The sequence below is a fragment of the Streptomyces sp. NBC_00012 genome (genome assembly GCF_045040875.1).
Taxonomy (GTDB): domain Bacteria; phylum Actinomycetota; class Actinomycetes; order Streptomycetales; family Streptomycetaceae; genus Streptomyces.
In genome coordinates this window covers 986591-1003310 of the sequence record NZ_CP108309.1, presented here as the reverse complement: position 1 = coordinate 1003310, position 16720 = coordinate 986591, and the positions used below count along the sequence as shown (strand labels likewise).

Genomic DNA, 16720 nt, shown 5'->3' with positions numbered 1-16720 from the left:
AAATAAGGGGAGTTGAGGACGGCTGGGCGGTCAGTCGAGGTGGAGTGCGGAGCGGAGGTACGGAGCCGTACGGCTCTCCCGGGCCCGCGCCACGTCCATCGGTGTCCCCGCCGCCACGATCCGGCCGCCCCGGTCGCCGCCGCCGGGGCCGAGGTCGATCACCCGGTCGGCGCGGGCGACCACCGTCATGTCGTGCTCCACGACCACCACCGTGTCGCCCGCGTCGACGAGACCGTGCAACTGCCGCATCAGCACCTCCACATCGGCGGGGTGCAGCCCCGTCGTCGGCTCGTCCAGCAGATACAGGGTGTGGCCCCGGCGGGCCCGCTGGAGCTCGGTGGCGAGCTTGATGCGCTGGGCCTCGCCGCCGGACAGCTCCGTCGCGGGCTGACCGAGCCGCAGATAGCCGAGCCCGACGTCGAGCAGGGTTCGCAGACTGCGCTCGGCGGCCGGCGTACCCGCGAAGAACCCGGCCGCCGACTCCACCGTCAGGTCCAGCACCTGTGCGATGTCCAGACCGCGCAGGGTGACCTCCAGGGTCCGCGGATTGTACCGCGCACCGTGGCAGTCCGGGCAGGGTGCGTACGTACTGGGCAGGAAGAGCAGCTCCACGGAGACGAACCCCTCGCCCTGGCAGGTCTCGCACCGCCCGCCCGCCACGTTGAAGGAGAACCGCCCGGCCTTGTAGCCACGCTCCCGCGCGGTCTCCGTCGCGGCGAACAGCTTCCGTACGACATCGAAGAGGCCGGTGTACGTGGCCAGATTGGACCGGGGGGTACGGCCGATCGGCCGCTGGTCGACCTGTACGAGACGGTCCACCGCCTCCAGACCCTGGGCCGAGACGCACCAGGGGGCCGGGCGCTCCGCGGCCGGTTCCCCGGCGGTGGTGGCCTGCCGGTCGGCGAGCGCACCGGCCAGCACCTGGCCGACCAGTGTCGACTTCCCCGACCCCGAGACCCCGGTGACGGCCGTGAAGACGCCGAGCGGGAACTCGGCGTCCACGCCCCGCACATTGTGCCGGTCGACCCCGTTCAGCCTCAGCAGGCCCGTCGGCGTACGCACCTTCCGTTCCGGCGCGGGCCCGTCGTCGAAGAGGAAGCGCCGGGTGGCCGACTCCGTCACCTCCGCGAGCCCGGCCGGGGGACCGCTGTGCAGCACCCGGCCCCCGTGCTCACCGGCCAGGGGCCCCACATCGACCAGCCAGTCGGCCCGGCGCACCACGTCCATCTGGTGCTCCACGACGAAGACCGAGTTCCCGGCCTCCTTCAGCCGGCCCAGCACCCCGAGCAGTGATTCGGTGTCCGCCGGATGGAGACCGGCCGACGGCTCGTCCAGCACGTAGACGACCCCGAACAGCCCCGAGCGCAACTGGGTGGCGAGGCGCAGCCGTTGCAGCTCGCCGGAGGACAGCGTCGGAGCGGTGCGGTCGAGGCTGAGATAGCCGAGACCGAGCTCGGTGACCGTCTCGATCCGGGCGAGCAGATCCGCCGTCAGCACCCGGGCCGTGTCGCTGCCGCCCGCCGTGCGCAGCAGCTCGGCGAGCGAGGTCAGCGGCAGCGCGGCCAGCTCCGCGATGGTGCGGCCGGCGAAGGTGACGGCCAGTGCCTGGGGACGCAGTCGGCTGCCGCCGCAGGCCGGACAGGGGGCACTGGCCAGGAAACGTTCGGCCTTCGCCCGCAGGGTGCGGCTCTTGGAGTCCGCGAAGGTGTGCATCACATAGCGGCGGGCACTCATGTATGTGCCCTGGTAGGGGCGTTGGATGCGCCCTGCCTCGCGCACCGGATGGACCGTCACCACCGGCTGCTCGTCGGTGAACAGGATCCACTCCCGCTCGTCGGGCGCCAGCTCGCCCCACGGCCGGTCGATGTCGTACCCCAGAGCGTCCAGCACATCGCGCAGGTTCTTGCCCTGCCACGCCCCGGGCCAGGCGGCGATCGCACCGTCCCGGATCGACAGCGAGGGGTCGGGGACCAGCAGCTCTTCGGTGGTGCGGTGGATCAGGCCGAGCCCGTGGCACTGCGGGCACGCCCCGGCGGCGGTGTTGGGCGAGAAGGCGTCGGAGTCGAGCCGCTCGGCACCCGCCGGGTACTTCCCGGCCCGCGAGAACAGCATGCGCAGGAAGTTGGAGAGCGTGGTGACCGTACCGACGGACGAACGGGCGCCGGGCGCCGAGCGGCGCTGCTCCAGGGAGACGGCGGGAGGCAGTCCGGTGACCTCACCGACCGCGGGCGCGCCGACCTGATGGATCAGCCGGCGGGCGTACGGGGCGACCGACTCGAAGTAGCGGCGCTGCGCCTCGGCGTAGATCGTCCCGAACGCGAGGGAGGACTTCCCGGAGCCGGAGACACCGGTGAAGACGGTGAGGGTGTCGCGCGGGATGTCGACCGAGACGTCCTGGAGGTTGTGCTCACGGGCGCCGCGCACCCGGACGTACGGATCGTGGGGGGTGGACATGTGCGCGGGGACTCCGTACGGATCGGGGCAGGGCCGACGGCCCGGAACAAACACTCCGATTCTAGACATCGCGGGCCGGCTGGTGATCGCGGTGCTGTTGCCGGACAGGCCCTGCGGATCGGTGGGGAAGTCCCTGGATCTACCGGGAGGGGCGCAGCGCGCGCTTGATGGGCCTTCCCACGACGCTGCGGGCACGCTGGTACGTGGACCGCTGGACGGGCAGCGCGGAGTTCTTCTGGACCTTGCGCTTGAGCCGGGTGTTCTCGGCGGTGAGTTCGGTCAGCTGGGTCTGGAGCCAGTTCATCCGCGCCGCCATCGTGGCGGGGTCGGAGCCGGTCCAGGGGCGGACGCCCGGGGGGAAGGCCAGCTTGCTCATCCGCTTGTCGAAGGCCGCGCCGCCGTCGCCGTGGGTGAAGGTGTTCTCCAGGCCGTTCTTGTCGAGGAAGTTCATGAACCGGTCGAACCGCTCCCGATGACCGCGCGTCAGCGGCCCGAAGTCCGCCGCGGCGTGGAGATCGGCGGGGTCGAGGTCGGCCGGGACCTCGGAGAGCATCCGGTGCGGGATGTCGAAGTAGCGGCACAGCTCCAGTGTCCGGGAGTCGCCGCAGAGCACCGTGGCCGGCGTTCCGGCCAGCAGCGCCGCGATGTTGCCGTGGATCCGGGACCCGAAGGAGAAATCGAAGCCCCGCAGGTCGTCCATCCAGGTGACCGGGTCGATGTAGACCCGGACCTTGCCCTCGCCGTACATGGGGTGGTCGGGGTGGGTGGGGATGTCAGTGACCGCGGCGTTCGGGTGGGACAGGTCGCGCCAGTGCAGCTGACGGGCGTCGGAGAGGTTCTGGCCGATGAACCGGAGGTGCGGGTAGCGCGCGTGGTTGCGGTCGATGATCTGCCCGAGCTTGTGCTTGCGCACCGCGTCGTGCGATCCGTTGACGGCGATGCGCGAATCGGGCCCGAGCTCCCGGCCGTCCTCGCGGATGACGAGCCTGCTGCCGTTGAGGAACATCGAGGGGCAGCCGATGACATCGACGTCGCGGAATCCCATGTCCCGCAGATACCGCTCGGTGAATCCCCCGCGCACACCGATGGAGGCGCTGTGGTCGAGTACGGCGGAGACGAACGCGTAGACCGTGGACTGCATCGGCTTCAGCCGGTCCGCGGAGTAGTCGACGCCGGTCTGGGCGCCGACGCCCGGGACCACTACGGGTATCTTCAGCTTCGAGATGAGCTGGGTCAGCCGCTCCAGCTGCCGTTCGAAGGAGGGCCGGAAGGCGTTGGCGAGCGGGATGACGAAGGCGTCGTACTCGCTGTTGATCCGGTCGGCGTCGGCGACCCGGGTGGTGATGCCGTTCGACACCACCTGTGAACGCGGCGTCTCGAGGATCTTGTGTGCGGCATCGCTGAAGATCAGGTTGCCCGAGTTGGTGGCGAACACGTCCTCATGGAGAGCGCGCTCGACAGGTACGACGTCGTAGGGGCTCTTCCCTGAACGCAGGAGTATTCGCTTCACATCATTAACGTTGGATGCCACAAACCTGAATATAGCTTTACAAACGCTGGTGGATCCATGCGGATCCTGTACAACCTTTTGCGATCCGCGCGGAACGTGAGGGACTGATCGCCCATCCGTGCACGCGAGCGGGCGCGCACGCGGTGAACAACGGTGCCCGGCGCGGCGCCCGTGGCCACCCGTGCGGCCCTCTTGAGCCCCGGACGGCACCGACCGTACGCTGCTCCGTGCGCGTCGGCACGCCTACCGGGGAGGTGGAAGCGCCGCCATGGCCGACTCACTGTCCGAGGGCGACATCCTGGAAGCAGTCGCCCGGCACATCGGCCGCCCGGGGCAGGGGCCGCAGTTGCGGCGGGCCGGTGCCGACATCACCCCGCTCCCGATGCTCGACCTGCGCATCGTCCGCTCCGTGGAGACCCGCAGCACGCAGTTGGAGTCCAGGTCCGGCAAGTACGACATATCCGGGCGAGAGACGTACGAAGGGGAGCTTCGCGACCATCCGGTCGAACCGCCGAAGGATCCGGCCCGGTGGCGGAAGGTGGAGCTGGTGCTCAACGGTTCGGTGCGGACGGTGGACTGCGGCTGTGACGAGGGCGGCAGCCCTGTTCGCGCTGCCGGGCCAAGGGGAAACTGCGCTGCGAGACCGGACCGTTGTGTCCGGCCTGCAAGGGTGTGGAGCCGTGCACCTGGTGCGACGGCACGGGCGAACGCCGCAAGGACCGCGCGCCGGACGGACCGTCGCGGGGGCGGAACACGGCCGGACGTACCACCTGTCTGAAGTGCCGCAAGCTCCGCACCGCCTGTCCGCGATGTCAGGGGTGGGGCACCGAGAAGTGCCCGAAGTGCGACGACACCGGATTCCGGGACTGCCCGGTCTGCGAGGGCGAGAGGTCGACGGAGCACACCCCGTGCGACGGCACGGGCCTGATCACCCCGTGGACGGGAGGTTCGGTCGGGCACGCACCGCGGCGGAGCACGGTGAGACTGCCGGCCCCGGCACCGCCGCTGCGGGTCCGCCAGCAGACCGGACGCGCCGGTGCGTGGCAGCGGGCCACGCTGACCTCGGCCGGCGGGCCGCTACCCGAGGCCCTGGACCCCGCCCACGTCGAGGCCGTCGAATCGGCACTCGCGCCCCGGCCCGACGAGGTGGCCAGACGGGTCGAGATCGGGTGGCTGCAACTGGTGGTGGTCACGATCCCGGACGATCCCGACCACGTCTTCCATGTCTTCCCCGGCCCCGACGGCCCGGAGGTGCTCGCGATCTGGTCGAGGCGGAGGTCCCTGCGGGTCGCCGCAGTGGTGGCAGCGGTCGTCGTCATGCTGCTGCTGGTGGCCGCTCTGGTCTGATTTGCTGGGGGTGTGAGAAGCGACCACCGGCCCCTGGCCGTATTCGACTTGGACGGCACGCTCGCGGACTGCGGCCACCGGCAGCACTATCTGGAGGGGCGCCGACGCGACTGGAACGGCTTCTTCTCCGCGGCCGTCGACGACCCGCCGCTCGCCGAAGGCGTGCGACTGGCGCTCGAAAGCGCCGAGAACTGCGAGGTCAGGTACCTCACCGGCCGGCCCGAGCGGTGCCGCAGGGACACCGTGGCCTGGCTGGCGGAACAGGGACTGCCCGAAGGGCGTGTGTACATGCGCCGCGACGGCGACCGGCGGCCGGCCCGGCACACCAAACTGGAAATCCTGAAGCGGCTGGGCCGGGAGCGTGAGATCCGGATGCTGGTCGATGACGACGAACTCGTCTGTGACGCGGCGGAGGAGGCCGGCTTCACCGTGGTACGGGCCAGCTGGGCGAAGGCGTCGGCCGCTCTCCGGGACGCTCAGGAGCGGGAGGGCCGTACCTGAAGCCGGCGGCGTGCGACCGGCCGGACCAGGTCGCGGTCCGGTCGCGCCGCGGCGGCGATGCCGGGCGGCGTATCAGCTCGTCTCGTCGAGCCGGAAGCCCACTTTCAGCCCTACTTGGTAGTGCTCGACCCGGCCGTCCTTGATCTCGCCGCGCACCTGTGTGATCTCGAACCAGTCGAGATTGTGCAACGTTTCAGAAGCTCTTGCGACGCCTCTTCGGATGGCATCGTCCACGCCCTCGTGTGAGGTTCCGACGATTTCGGTGACCCGATAGGTGTGATTTGACATCTTATGTCTCCTCTCGTTCCTACCACGGTGCCCCACCGGGCCGGAGTCCGCGAGGGGTCGAAGTGGAGAATGTGCCATGAACGGGCCTTGACCAAATCAATGGTCCATACCAAAATCCAGCCACGCCCGTGCGAGCGCCGCCCGCAGTCCCCCACACCGGGTCCTGAATTAAGTCGTGCCGTTTCGCAGAAGGTGAACCTGGTGAAGAACCGCATACTCGTCGGAGCCGTCGCGCTCGTTTCCACCTTTGCCCTCGGGGGATGTGGCCTGCTCTCCGGATCGGAGGCATCGGACAGCAAGAAGGTCACCGTCTGGCTGATGAAGGACAGCGTCTCCGCCGATTTCCTGAAGCGGTTCACAAAGGCGTACAAGGACGAGCACCCGTCTGTCGAGCTCGAGTTCAAGTTCCAGAGCTGGAGCGGAATCGGCCCGAAGGTCATCGGCGCACTCGAGGGCACGGACACCCCGGACGTCATCGAGGTCGGCAATACCCAGGTCGCCCAGTACGCGGAGAGCGGCGGCCTGCGCGATCTCACCCTGGAGTCCGTGCGTGACCTCGGCAGCGAGGACTGGCTGCCGGGCCTCGCCGACCCGGGCAGCATCGACGGCATGCAGTACGGCATTCCCTGGTACGCGGCCAATCGAGTGGTGATCTACAACAAGGAACTCTTCGAGCAGGCAGGCATAAAGAACCCGCCGAAGACCCGGGACGAGTGGATCGCGGACAGTCGGCAGCTGAACCGGAACGGAAATCAGGGGATCTACCTCGCGGGCCAGAACTGGTACGTACTCGCCGGATTCATCTGGGACGAGGGCGGCGAACTCGCCGACGAGGAGGGCGGTCAGTGGGAAGGTTCCCTGGACAGTCCCGCCGCGCTGCGGGGCATGAACTTCTACAAGGAACTCCAGGCGCTCGGTGACGGTCCCAAGGACGCCGACGAGGAAAAGCCCCCGCAGGCCGATGTGTTCGCCGCGGGGAATGTCGCACAGATCATTTCGGTGCCCGGCACCGTCGCGCAGATCGAGAAGAAGAATCCCGAACTCAAGGGAAAACTCGGCTACTTCCCGATTCCGGGCAAGACCGCGAAGGAACCGGGCTCCGTCTTCACCGGCGGGTCCGACCTGATCGTTCCGGCCAAGGCGGACCAGCGCGCCGAGGGCATCGAAGTGATCAAGGCGCTGGCCGGCCGGAAGTGGCAGGAAGAGCTCGCCAGAACGATGAGCTACGTGCCCAACAAGCCCGAGCTCGCACGCGTCATCGTGGGTCAGGAAGGCACCGCGGCGATGGCCCGTGGCGCCACGCAGGGCCGCGCGACCCCCAACTCCCCGCAGTGGGCGGACGTGGAGGCCGACAACCCGATCAAGCCGTACATGACGGCGGTGCTGGAGGGCGGCGACCCGCAGCGGGCAGCGAGGACCGCCTCGGCGAAGATCACCGCCAAGCTCGGCGGCAGCTGACCTGCACAGCACACCCGACCGCGGCCGGCCGGACCCGGTGTTGGGGAACGCGGCCGGCGGCGTTGTGGTCCGTCGTCGGCCACCCCCGGGATTCAGCCTTCGCACATTTCGGCTCTCCCGAACGGTCATGTCGAATCCAGCCGGTCACGGAAGAAGTAAGGGGCCGGGCCTTCGCACCCAGTGCGAAGGCCCGGCGGCCGCCCTTGCCGATCCGTCCCCGGAGACCGTCATGAACGCGCTGCCCGTCACCTCCCTCCCCACCGCTCCCGTCGTACTCGCGCAGCCCGTCGCCCCCGCCCCGCCGCGCTACCGGGTGTCCCTCGCCGCAGACCGGGACGAGGTCCGTGCCGCCCAACGACTGCGCCACCTGGTCTTCGCCGGTGAGCTGGGAGCCAGGCTCGACGGACCCGAACCAGGCCTGGACAGCGACGCGTTCGACGCGTACTGCGATCACCTGCTGGTCCGGGAGGAGACCACCGGAGACGTCGTCGCCACCTACCGTGTGCTGCCGCCCGACCGGGCACGGATCGCCGGGCGCCTCTACGCGGAGAGCGAGTTCGACCTCGGCCGGCTCGACCAGATCCGCGACGACCTGGTCGAGGTCGGACGGTCCTGCGTCCACCCCGCCCACCGCGACGGTGCCGTCATAGCGCTGATCTGGGCCGGACTCGCCCGCTACATGGAACGCACCGGCCACAACTGGCTGGCCGGCTGCTGTTCCATCCCCCTCGCCGACGGAGGGACCGCGGCGGCCGGCGCATGGGAGACCGTACGGACGAAGTACCTGGCACCCGAGGACCACTGGGTCACCCCGCACCGCCTCTGGCAGCCGACCGCGGCCGCCCAGGCGGCCCCGCCCACCGGGCTCGCCACACTTCCCCCGCTGCTCCGCGGCTATCTGCGCCTCGGCGCCCGGGTGTGCGGGGCGCCCGCCCACGACCCCGACTTCAACGTCGCCGACCTGTACGTACTGCTGTCGCTGCGCCGCACCGACCCGCGCTACCTGCGCCACTTCCTCGCCCTCGCCCCGCTGCGATGAACCCCTGGCTGCCCACGGCACCCTGCACCCCGGGCACCTGCGCCGGTCACGACGGACGTTCGCGGGGCCGCCCCGCCGCCGCTGCCCTGCTGCTCGCCGGATGCCTGTGCATCATGGCCGGGGCGTTGGGTGCCCCGTTCGTGATGATGCTCGGCGCGGCACGGCGGGAACGGCTGATCCGGCGCTGGGCGTACGGCGTCGTGCGTGCCTTCGGCGTGCGGGTGCGGATCGTCGGTGCCCCGGCGCAACCCGCCGGGGCACGCGGCACGACAGGCACGCTCGTCGTCGCGAACCACATCTCATGGCTGGACATCCCGCTCGTCGCGGCCGTGTTCCCCGGCCGGATGCTCGCCAAGAGCGAAATCCGCGGCTGGCCGCTGCTCGGCCCGCTCGCCGCGCGCGGCGGCACGCTCTTCGTCGAGCGCGACCGGCTGCGCGCACTGCCCACGACCGTGCGCACCATCGGGGCGGCACTGCGCGGAGGTTCACGCGTGGTCGTCTTCCCGGAGGGCACCACCCGGTGCGGGCGCGGCACCGGTGGCCGGTTCGCACCAGCCGCCTTCCAGGCCGCGATCGACGCGGACGCCACGATCCGGCCGGTACGCATCACCTACCGCACCACGCCACCGCGGAACACCGGGACCGGCCGGAGGAGGCCCGCGACGGGCTGCCGTCCGGCCGGACATGAGAGCGCCGTACCGGGGGAACCCACCGCCCCCGCCGGACACGAGAGCGCCGCACCGGCCGAACACAACGTCCCGGCCGGTGCGGCCGCGTTCGTCGGCGACGATCCGCTCGTCGCCTCACTGTGGCGGGTGGTGACGGCGGCCGGTCTGACCGCCGAGATCCGCGTACTGCCGCAGATCCCGGCGGCCGGCCGGCCGGACCGCCGGGACCTGGCCCGTCGCGCTCAGACCGCCGTCGCCAGCGAGAGCGCGAACCGGCCGCCGGAATCCGTCCACCACTGATCCAGCTTCAGCCCTGCCGCGTCCAGCTCCGCCCGGACGCCCTCCTTGCGGAACTTGGCCGACACCTCCGTACGCAGCTCCTCGCCGGTCTCGAAGGGCACCACCAGATCCAGCTCCGGGATTTTCACAGTGTGTGCCCGACGGGCCCGCAGCCGCATCTCGATCCACTCGTGCTCCGGGTTCCAGAGCGCCACATGATCGAAACCGGCGGGGTCGAAATCCGCCCCCAGCTCCCGGTTCACGACCCGCAGCACGTTCTTGTTGAACTCCGCGGTGACGCCCGCCGCGTCGTCGTACGCGGCGACCAGTACCTTCTCCTCCTTCACCAGGTCCGTGCCGAGCAGCAGCGTGTCGCCGGGGGAGAGCAGCGACCGTGCGGACTTGAGGAACACGGCGCGCTCGGCGGGCAGCAGGTTGCCGACCGTGCCGCCCAGGAACGCGACCATCCTGGGCCCCGGGGTGCCCGGCAGCGCCAGACCGCCGGTGAAATCGGCGATCAGGGCGTGCACGGACAGCTCGGGCCGCTGCGCGAGCAGGGCCTCGGCGGCCCCGCGCAACGCGCTCTCGCTCACGTCGACCGGTACGTAACTGTGCAGCGCGTCCAGCGCGTCCAGCAGATGACGGGTCTTGTCGGACGAGCCGGACCCCAGCTCGATCAGGGTCCGCGCCCCGGAGGCCTGGGCGATCTCGTCGGCGCGATCGATCAGGATCTCCCGCTCGGCGCGGGTCGGGTAGTACTCGGGCAGCCGGGTGATCTCCTCGAACAGCTCACTGCCGTGCGCGTCGTAGAACCACTTGGGCGGCAGTGTCTTCGGGTGCCGGGTCAGCCCGTGCAGCACGTCGGCGCGCAGCGCCGCGTCCGTCGCGTCCACCGGCAGGGTGCGGGTCAGCAGAAAGGGACTCACGCAGCGGGCTCCTTGAGCGGGGTCAGCAGAACGTCGGCACGGGTGGCCGTCAGCAATGTGCGGTCGGGGACCGCGCGCCAGCGCGGATCGTCGTCGTACGGCTCCGAGGCCACGACCGTGCGCAGTCCCGGCCCGGAGAGATACGACAGGGTGTCGCCCCAGCCCGTCGCCACGATCGTCGCACCGTCGGTGAGCAGCAGGTTCAGCCGGGACTCGGGCGCCGCGGCGGCCACGTCGAGCACGGTGTCGGAGACGGCCTGCGGAAGGTCGTCACCGTCGGCGAGACGGTGCCGCACGAGAGCCCAGACGAGGGCCGAGTCGCAGCGTGCGGTGAGGCCGAGCAGTTCGGCCGGGGGCAGCGCCGCGGCGAGCGGGGCCACGGAGTGCGGCCAGCCCTTCACCGCACCGTTGTGGCTGAACAGCAGCGGCCCGGCGGCGAACGGCGCGGCCGCCGCCTCGCCGTCGGCGCCCGCCTCGGTGGCGTCACGGACGGCGGCGAGCAGCGCCGTGGTGCGCACCACCCTGGCCAGGTCGGCGAAGGTCTCGTCGCCCCAGACCGGGCCCCGGCGCCGGTAGCGTCCGGGCACCGGGTCGCCGTCCGCGTACCAGCCGACGCCGAAGCCGTCCGCGTTGACGGTCCCGTACCGCTGGTGTCTCGGTTCCCAGGACTGGCGCACGAGCGAGTGGGGCGGCCGGTCCAGCAGTTCACCGATGGCCACCGGGGGTCCCAGATAGGCGATATGACGGCACATCACATATCCCTCGCGGTACGGAAACCGGAGAAGATCTGCCGCCGCACCGGCAGGTCCCAGTTGCGGAACGTCCCCCGGCACGCCACCGGGTCCACGGCGAACGAACCGCCACGCAGCACCTTGTGGTCCGGCCCGAAGAACACCTCGGAGTACTCGCGGTACGGGAACGGCGTGAAACCGGGGTAGGGGAGGAAGTCGCTCGACGTCCACTCCCACACATCACCGATCAACTGCCCTGCACCACAGGGCGATCGGCCATTCCCGTATGCCCCGGCAGGTGCGGGCCGCAGATGGCGCTGACCCAGGTTCGCCAGCTCGGGGGACGGCTCCTCGTCGCCCCAGGGGTAGCGCCGCGAACGCCCGGACGCCGGGTCGTGGCGCGCCGCCTTCTCCCACTCGGCCTCCGTGGGCAGCCGGCGACCGGCCCAGCGGGCGTACGCGTCGGCCTCGTACCAGCTGACGTGGAGCACCGGTTCGTCGCCGGGCACCGCCTCGGTGACCCCGAACCGGCGGCGCAGCCACTGACCGGCGTCCCGGTGCCAGAACAGCGGAGCGGCCAGTTCGTGCTCACGGACCATCGACCATCCCTCAGGCGCCCACCAGCGCCGCTCGGTGTAGCCGCCGTCCTCGATGAATGCCTGGTACGCGCCGCAGGTGACCGGGGTCGTGTCGATGAAGAAGCCCGGTACGTCGCGCATGTGTGCGGGGCGTTCGTTGTCCAGGGCCCATGGCTCGGTGGACGTACCCATCGTGAACGGGCCTCCGGGGACCAGGACTTCGGCCGGAAGGCCCGCCGCGTCGGTGGCGGCGGGCGGCACGGGAGCGGTCAGCACGGCCGGCCCCGAACGCAGCTGATGGGTGATCAGTATCGTTTCGTCGTGCTGCTGTTCGTGCTGGGCGATCATGCCGAAGGCGAACCCGGACCGCACCAGTGGCCGGCCACCGTCCAGTACGGTGCCGTCGAGGATGTCCAGAGCCCGGCCGCGCACCTCCGCGGCGTACGAACGCGCCTCGGCGGGGGCCAGCAGCGGCAGCGAAGGGCGGGTCGCCCGGGGATGTTCGAAGGCGTCGTACAGCCCGTCGATCTCCGGTCGCATCGCCTCCCGCCCGGCCACCGCGCGCAGCAGCCACAGCTCCTCCTGATTGCCGATGTGCGCGAGGTCCCAGACCAGCGGGGACATCAACGGCGAGTGCTGGGCGGTCAGTTCATGGTCGTCCACACTGCCGGTGAGAAGCGCGGTGCGTTCACGGGCGGTGAGCAGCGCCGCGAGGGCGCGCTGCCGGAGAGTCTCGGGGTCCGCCCCCTGGGGCGCGGATCCGGTGGGCGTGGCGGAATCGTTCATGAGCGGGACCCCTCCCAGGGGCGGCCCGTGCCGCCGGGCGAGCCCGGCGCGAGCAGTTCGGGAAGATCGTCGGCCGGACATCGGCCCCGGGCGACGAAACGGTCGTTGAAGCCGGCCACGGCGTCCTGGACGGCCTTGGTGGCCCCCATCCGGGGCAGCGCTTCCAGCGCGGCTGCGAAGCAAGTGACCGCCGCGGCCCGCAGTTCGGGATCGGCCAGGCCGTCGCGGGCCGCGCCGACCCAGAGCGGATTGCGCGGCGCCGGCTCCGCCCCGGCCGTCTCGGCCAGCGGTTTCACGGTGCGGTACACGGTCTCGGCGGCCTCCGGGTCGTCGAACAGGGCAGTGGTGACGGCGAGCGGCACCAGCCACCCGTCCGCACCGTGCTGTGCGTCGATCATGCGCAGCTCCAGGTGGCCGCGCGGGCGCACGGGCGGGAAGAGCGTGCTGATGTGGTAGTCGAGATCGGCGCGCACCGGTGGTCTCGGCGCGCGGGTGCGGATCCAGTCACGGAACGTCAGCCCCTCCGGCACGGTCCAGGGGCCCCCGTCGTTCCGGATGCACATCACCGGGGTGTCCAGCACATGCGCCGCCCAGGCGTCGCGCGGCGGCAGCAGGCCGGGCGGTGCCAGGGACCGCCAGGGATCGAGGTCGGCCCAGAGCGACTGCCGGGCGGACCGCCAGGAAGTCGGGCAGCCGAGCCGGAAGGACGAGTTCGCGAACGCCGCCACCAGGACGGCCCCCAGCAGATGGGACAGCTGCCAGCGCCGCCCGTAGCCGAGCGGGCCGGGCTCCTCCTCCCCGGCGTCCAGACACACCTGGACGGACGCGGTGGTGCACATCATGGCGCGACCGGCCGGTCCCGACCGGTCGAGGGAGACCTCCATGGCGTCGTAGCGGGGCTCGTGCAGCAGACGGCGCGGCGGGTGCCAAGGGTCGACGCCGAGACCCACCGGAACGAGGTCCACCCGGTCCAGGGCGTCACGTACGGCGGCGAGATCGGCGGCGGTGGCATCGACACACGCCATCAGGGAATCGGCGGGGCGCGAGCTGAGCTCCAGCTGGCCGCCGGGCTCGAAGGTGAGCGCCGCGCTCAGGGGCAGTGCCCGGAGGATGTCGGCGGCTGCGTCGAGCCGGTGGTGCGGGACGGGGACGCGGGGTTGATCCCGGTCGTGAATGAGCCATTCGAGTTCCACACCGACCCTGCGGGGCGGTCCCGTCTTGAAACAGATGCAGCGCAGTAAATCCTCCGCCTCACCCTCGCCGAGGGGCGGGGAATGGCCGGGCGGACCGTGGTCCCCGGGGGTGTCGGACGACATGCCGGGCCTCCTTTTCTCGGTGCCTCCCCACCACCCAAACCCCTGTGGATGGATCGCACAAGGGTGCCCCTTCGGAGCGGAAATCCGGTTGCGTCCATGCCGCCGGAGCGCCGAGCATGCCCCGTATGCACCACACGGGGGAGTACCGATGAGCGCACGACTGCGCGGCATCGCGCGTGAGACCGAGGCCATCGTCGCGGCCGGCCGCTACCGCACGCAGGACGGGCGCGAGGTGAGCATCGAACGCGCCCTGACCACCGCGCTCTCGGGAACGAGGTTGTACGGCCCCGAGCCGGTTCCGGTCGCGGCATTCGACTCCGACCGCACGACGGCCGTCGAGGTCACCGACGAGAGCAGCCTCCGGGCGGCGCACCGGATGACCGGCGAGGACACCGGCAAGATAGCCGTCCTGAACTACGCCTCCGCCCGCAACCCCGGCGGCGGTTACCTCAACGGCGCCCAGGCCCAGGAGGAGGCGCTCTGCCGGGGCTCGGCCCTGTACGCCACCCTGTTGCGCGCCCCCGAGTACTACGCCCACCACCGTGCCGAACGCAGCGCCTTCTACACCGACCGGGTGATTCACTCACCGGGTGTGCCGGTGTTCCGCGACGACCGCGGACGGCTGCTCGACACCCCGTACACCGTGGGTTTCCTCACCTCTCCGGCGCCCAACGCCGGAGTGGTCCGCAGCCGCACCCCGGAGGAGGCCCACCGCATCCCCGCCGCGCTCGCGTCCCGGGCCGGGCGGGTGCTGGAGGTGGCGGCGGTGCGCGGGTACCGCAGGCTGGTGCTGGGCGCCTGGGGCTGCGGGGTGTTCCGCAACGATCCGGCGCAGGTGGCGGGGGCGTTCCGGGCGCTGCTGCTGGACGGCGGCAGATTCGCCGGGCACTTCGAGCAGATCGTCTTCGGCATCCTCGACCGCAGCCCCGAATCCGCCACCCGGTCCGCCTTCGTCCGGACGTTCGGCGACGAGAGCCGGTAGCCAGGACCAGCCGGACCAGGACCGACTGGCCGGTTCGGCCGGAGAAGCCCGTCCCGGCCTGGCGCGGATCGTCCCAGCCTGGCCTCCGCCGGCCCGGCACGATCCGGACGGACGGGCGGCGCAGCCCTCAGCTCCAGCCGTAGCGCTCCCGCAGCCGCCCGGCGACCAGGCCGAACCTGTCCCGGTCCAGCGCACACGCCTCACGCCGCATCCCGTCCTCGTGCACCCGCAGGACCCGGTCCAGGTCGACCCACGACTGACGGCCCGAGCTGTCCCAGGGACCGGCCCCGAGCGCCACCCACTCGCGGTCCCGGTCGTGCTGCTTGCTGGAGAGCTGTACGGCGAGCAGTGTGCCCGCGGCCTCACGGGCCACCACCAGGACCGGGCGGTCCTTGCCGCGCCCGTCGTCCTCCTCGAACGGCACCCACGTCCAGACGATCTCGCCGGGGTCGGGGTCGCCGTCCCGGTCGGGGGCGTACGAGGTGCGGACCGGCCCCACGTCGCGCGGGTCGGCCTCCGAAGTGGCGGTCGTGCCGGTGCGGCCGGGGAAGTCCGCCGAGGTGTCGATGCTGTCGTCACGGTGCTGGATGCTCATCCCCACACCGTAGATCCTGTACGACCGATTCCGTGGAGGGGGCCGGTGCGCGCCCGGACCCGGGCGCACCGGCCGCCGCCGCCCGGACCGGTCAGGAGGCCGAGCAGTCCTCCTGACCGTCCGTCAGCGGAATCCGCCGCTGCCGCGGCGAGGGCGGAGCCCCCGGCCGAGCAGCCCCCGGAGCGTACCCACGCGGAACGGGTCTGGAAGACTGCCGGACGCCATGAGCCAGTTACCGAACCAGCCCACCCAACGCCCGGTCCCCACCAGCGCCGACGTCGCGCGGCTCGCCGGGGTCTCGCGGGCCACCGTCTCGTACGTGCTGAACAACAGCTCCACCGTGCGGATCAGCGAATCCACCCGCCGCAGGGTCAGGGAAGCGGCCACCGAACTGGGTTACGTACCGCACGCCGCGGCGCGGAGCCTGCGCGCAGGACACACCCGCATGGTGCTCCTGCCCACCGTGGCCTTCCCGACCGGCCCGCTCCATCAACGGTTCTTCCACGAACTGGAATCGGGGCTGCGCCGCCTCGACTACACCGTCGTCCAGTACGGCAGCACCGGTCTGGACCCCGACGACGCACCCCGCGCCTGGGCCGAACTCCGTCCCGTCGCCGTGATCGTCCCCGGCACGATCCCCCTCGGCCCGCAAGGAATATCCGTGCTCAGGCGATCCGGGGCCAAGGCCGTGATCACCCTCGGTCCCAGGCCGGTGCCGGGCGCCCACGCACTGGTGATGGACCAGCGGGAGGTCGGCAGCTGCGCGGTCGGCCATCTGCTGGAACGCGGCCGGCGCCGCATCGGCGTGGTCATGCCCGAGGAGAGCGGCCTCGCCCTGTTCGCCGAACCCCGGCTGACCGGGGCCCGGCAGGCCGCGCAGCTCCACGGGGCCAGGGCCGAACCGCTGCCGCTGCGGTACGACGAGGAGTCGGCGGCCCGGCTCGCCGCCCGCTGGCGCACCCTGGACCTCGACGCCGTGTTCGCCTACAACGACGAATACGCGATGCTCCTGATGCGGGCCCTTCAGGACACGGGCGTCGACGTGCCCCGTGAGACCGCCGTGGTCGGTGCGGACGACCTGATGCTGGGCAGGCTGCTGCGGCCCAGGCTCAGCACCGTACGGATGGAGTTGGCCACGGCCCAGCCACTGGCGGACCTCGTCGACCGGCTGGTGCGCAGACCCGGCGGTGCGCCGGAACACCACGACCTGCTGCGGGTCGGGGCGGTCGGGCGCGAGTCGTCCTGAGGCGCCAGGTCCGGGC

16 protein-coding genes are annotated in these 16720 nt (G+C 71.4%); 8 read left to right on the top strand and 8 right to left on the bottom strand.

Features of this window, described 5'->3' with window-relative positions; all coding sequences use genetic code 11:
• Positions 1 to 30: 30 nt before the first annotated feature.
• A complete protein-coding gene (locus tag OHA19_RS04830) occupies positions 31 to 2454 on the bottom strand; it encodes an ABC transporter (protein WP_405749465.1) in 2424 nt (807 codons plus the stop codon).
• A 139-nt stretch (positions 2455 to 2593) separates the two neighbouring features.
• Positions 2594 to 3985: a polysaccharide pyruvyl transferase family protein gene (locus OHA19_RS04825; RefSeq protein ID WP_405719615.1), complete on the bottom strand. Its 1392-nt coding sequence runs from the start codon at positions 3983 to 3985 to the stop codon at positions 2594 to 2596.
• A 247-nt stretch (positions 3986 to 4232) separates the two neighbouring features.
• Here OHA19_RS04825 and OHA19_RS04820 point away from each other — a divergent pair, with 247 nt between their 5' ends.
• From OHA19_RS04820 to OHA19_RS04810, 3 genes are all read left to right on the top strand, one after another.
• Positions 4233 to 4742, top strand: a complete 510-nt coding sequence (locus OHA19_RS04820) for a hypothetical protein (protein ID WP_405719617.1) — start codon at positions 4233 to 4235, stop codon at positions 4740 to 4742.
• Positions 4743 to 4942: 200 nt separating this feature from the next.
• Positions 4943 to 5311, top strand: coding sequence for a hypothetical protein (locus tag OHA19_RS04815; RefSeq protein WP_405719619.1), 369 nt, complete (start codon positions 4943 to 4945; stop codon positions 5309 to 5311).
• Positions 5312 to 5323: 12 nt separating this feature from the next.
• The gene (locus OHA19_RS04810; RefSeq protein WP_405719621.1) at positions 5324 to 5812 is read left to right on the top strand and encodes a hypothetical protein; all 489 of its coding nucleotides are present in this window, start codon (positions 5324 to 5326) and stop codon (positions 5810 to 5812) included.
• Between the two features lie 72 nt (positions 5813 to 5884).
• Here OHA19_RS04810 and OHA19_RS04805 read toward each other — a convergent pair whose 3' ends face one another.
• Complete coding sequence (locus OHA19_RS04805) at positions 5885 to 6100, bottom strand: dodecin (protein ID WP_093546549.1); 216 nt, start codon at positions 6098 to 6100, stop codon at positions 5885 to 5887.
• Between the two features lie 201 nt (positions 6101 to 6301).
• Between OHA19_RS04805 and OHA19_RS04800 the strand changes: the two genes are divergently transcribed.
• From OHA19_RS04800 to OHA19_RS04790, 3 genes are all read left to right on the top strand, one after another.
• Positions 6302 to 7558, top strand: coding sequence for an extracellular solute-binding protein (locus OHA19_RS04800; RefSeq protein ID WP_405719623.1), 1257 nt, complete (start codon positions 6302 to 6304; stop codon positions 7556 to 7558).
• 229 nt (positions 7559 to 7787) lie between these two features.
• A complete protein-coding gene (locus OHA19_RS04795) occupies positions 7788 to 8597 on the top strand; it encodes a GNAT family N-acetyltransferase (RefSeq protein ID WP_405719625.1) in 810 nt (269 codons plus the stop codon).
• Complete coding sequence (locus OHA19_RS04790; protein ID WP_405719627.1) at positions 8594 to 9565, top strand: lysophospholipid acyltransferase family protein; 972 nt, start codon at positions 8594 to 8596, stop codon at positions 9563 to 9565. Before OHA19_RS04795 ends, OHA19_RS04790 begins: the two co-directional genes overlap by 4 nt.
• On the opposite strand, the gene egtD is transcribed toward OHA19_RS04790, so the two are convergent.
• The 4 genes from egtD to egtA are packed head-to-tail and all read right to left on the bottom strand — an operon-like array spanning position 9508 to position 13881.
• Positions 9508 to 10470, bottom strand: coding sequence for an L-histidine N(alpha)-methyltransferase (gene egtD / locus OHA19_RS04785; RefSeq protein WP_405719629.1), 963 nt, complete (start codon positions 10468 to 10470; stop codon positions 9508 to 9510). The genes OHA19_RS04790 and egtD overlap by 58 nt on opposite strands.
• On the bottom strand, positions 10467 to 11222 hold the full coding sequence (gene egtC / locus OHA19_RS04780; protein ID WP_405719631.1) for an ergothioneine biosynthesis protein EgtC: 756 nt from the start codon (positions 11220 to 11222) through the stop codon (positions 10467 to 10469). The genes egtD and egtC overlap by 4 nt, the downstream gene beginning before the upstream one ends.
• Positions 11222 to 12565, bottom strand: coding sequence for an ergothioneine biosynthesis protein EgtB (gene egtB, locus OHA19_RS04775; RefSeq protein ID WP_405719633.1), 1344 nt, complete (start codon positions 12563 to 12565; stop codon positions 11222 to 11224). The genes egtC and egtB overlap by 1 nt, the downstream gene beginning before the upstream one ends.
• Positions 12562 to 13881 (bottom strand): ergothioneine biosynthesis glutamate--cysteine ligase EgtA, encoded by a 1320-nt coding sequence (gene egtA, locus OHA19_RS04770; protein WP_405719635.1) that lies wholly within the window; start codon positions 13879 to 13881, stop codon positions 12562 to 12564. The genes egtB and egtA overlap by 4 nt, the downstream gene beginning before the upstream one ends.
• 148 nt (positions 13882 to 14029) lie before the next feature.
• On the opposite strand from egtA, the gene OHA19_RS04765 reads away from it, so the two are divergent.
• Complete coding sequence (locus tag OHA19_RS04765) at positions 14030 to 14863, top strand: TIGR02452 family protein (protein WP_405719637.1); 834 nt, start codon at positions 14030 to 14032, stop codon at positions 14861 to 14863.
• A 127-nt stretch (positions 14864 to 14990) separates the two neighbouring features.
• Here the strand turns inward: OHA19_RS04765 and OHA19_RS04760 are convergent, their stop codons facing one another.
• The gene (locus OHA19_RS04760) at positions 14991 to 15458 is read right to left on the bottom strand and encodes a type II toxin-antitoxin system PemK/MazF family toxin (protein WP_405719639.1); all 468 of its coding nucleotides are present in this window, start codon (positions 15456 to 15458) and stop codon (positions 14991 to 14993) included.
• A 223-nt stretch (positions 15459 to 15681) separates the two neighbouring features.
• Here OHA19_RS04760 and OHA19_RS04755 point away from each other — a divergent pair, with 223 nt between their 5' ends.
• Positions 15682 to 16704 carry a LacI family DNA-binding transcriptional regulator gene (locus tag OHA19_RS04755; RefSeq protein WP_405719641.1) on the top strand — a complete coding sequence of 341 codons (1023 nt, stop codon included), beginning with the start codon at positions 15682 to 15684 and terminating at the stop codon, positions 16702 to 16704.
• Positions 16705 to 16720 lie beyond the last annotated feature (16 nt).

What these genes read in the sequence shown, in the direction of transcription:
- OHA19_RS04820 (WP_405719617.1), top strand. Translation starts at nt 4,233, where the DNA reads ATGGCCGACTCACTGTCCGAGGGCGACATCCTGGAAGCAGTCGCCCGG.
- egtA (WP_405719635.1), bottom strand. Translation starts at nt 13,881, where the DNA reads ATGTCGTCCGACACCCCCGGGGACCACGGTCCGCCCGGCCATTCCCCG.
- egtB (WP_405719633.1), bottom strand. Translation starts at nt 12,565, where the DNA reads ATGAACGATTCCGCCACGCCCACCGGATCCGCGCCCCAGGGGGCGGAC.
- OHA19_RS04760 (WP_405719639.1), bottom strand. Translation starts at nt 15,458, where the DNA reads ATGAGCATCCAGCACCGTGACGACAGCATCGACACCTCGGCGGACTTC.
- OHA19_RS04790 (WP_405719627.1), top strand. Translation starts at nt 8,594, where the DNA reads ATGAACCCCTGGCTGCCCACGGCACCCTGCACCCCGGGCACCTGCGCC.
- OHA19_RS04795 (WP_405719625.1), top strand. Translation starts at nt 7,788, where the DNA reads ATGAACGCGCTGCCCGTCACCTCCCTCCCCACCGCTCCCGTCGTACTC.
- OHA19_RS04765 (WP_405719637.1), top strand. Translation starts at nt 14,030, where the DNA reads ATGAGCGCACGACTGCGCGGCATCGCGCGTGAGACCGAGGCCATCGTC.
- egtC (WP_405719631.1), bottom strand. Translation starts at nt 11,222, where the DNA reads ATGTGCCGTCATATCGCCTATCTGGGACCCCCGGTGGCCATCGGTGAA.
- OHA19_RS04755 (WP_405719641.1), top strand. Translation starts at nt 15,682, where the DNA reads ATGAGCCAGTTACCGAACCAGCCCACCCAACGCCCGGTCCCCACCAGC.
- OHA19_RS04830 (WP_405749465.1), bottom strand. Translation starts at nt 2,454, where the DNA reads ATGTCCACCCCCCACGATCCGTACGTCCGGGTGCGCGGCGCCCGTGAG.
- OHA19_RS04805 (WP_093546549.1), bottom strand. Translation starts at nt 6,100, where the DNA reads ATGTCAAATCACACCTATCGGGTCACCGAAATCGTCGGAACCTCACAC.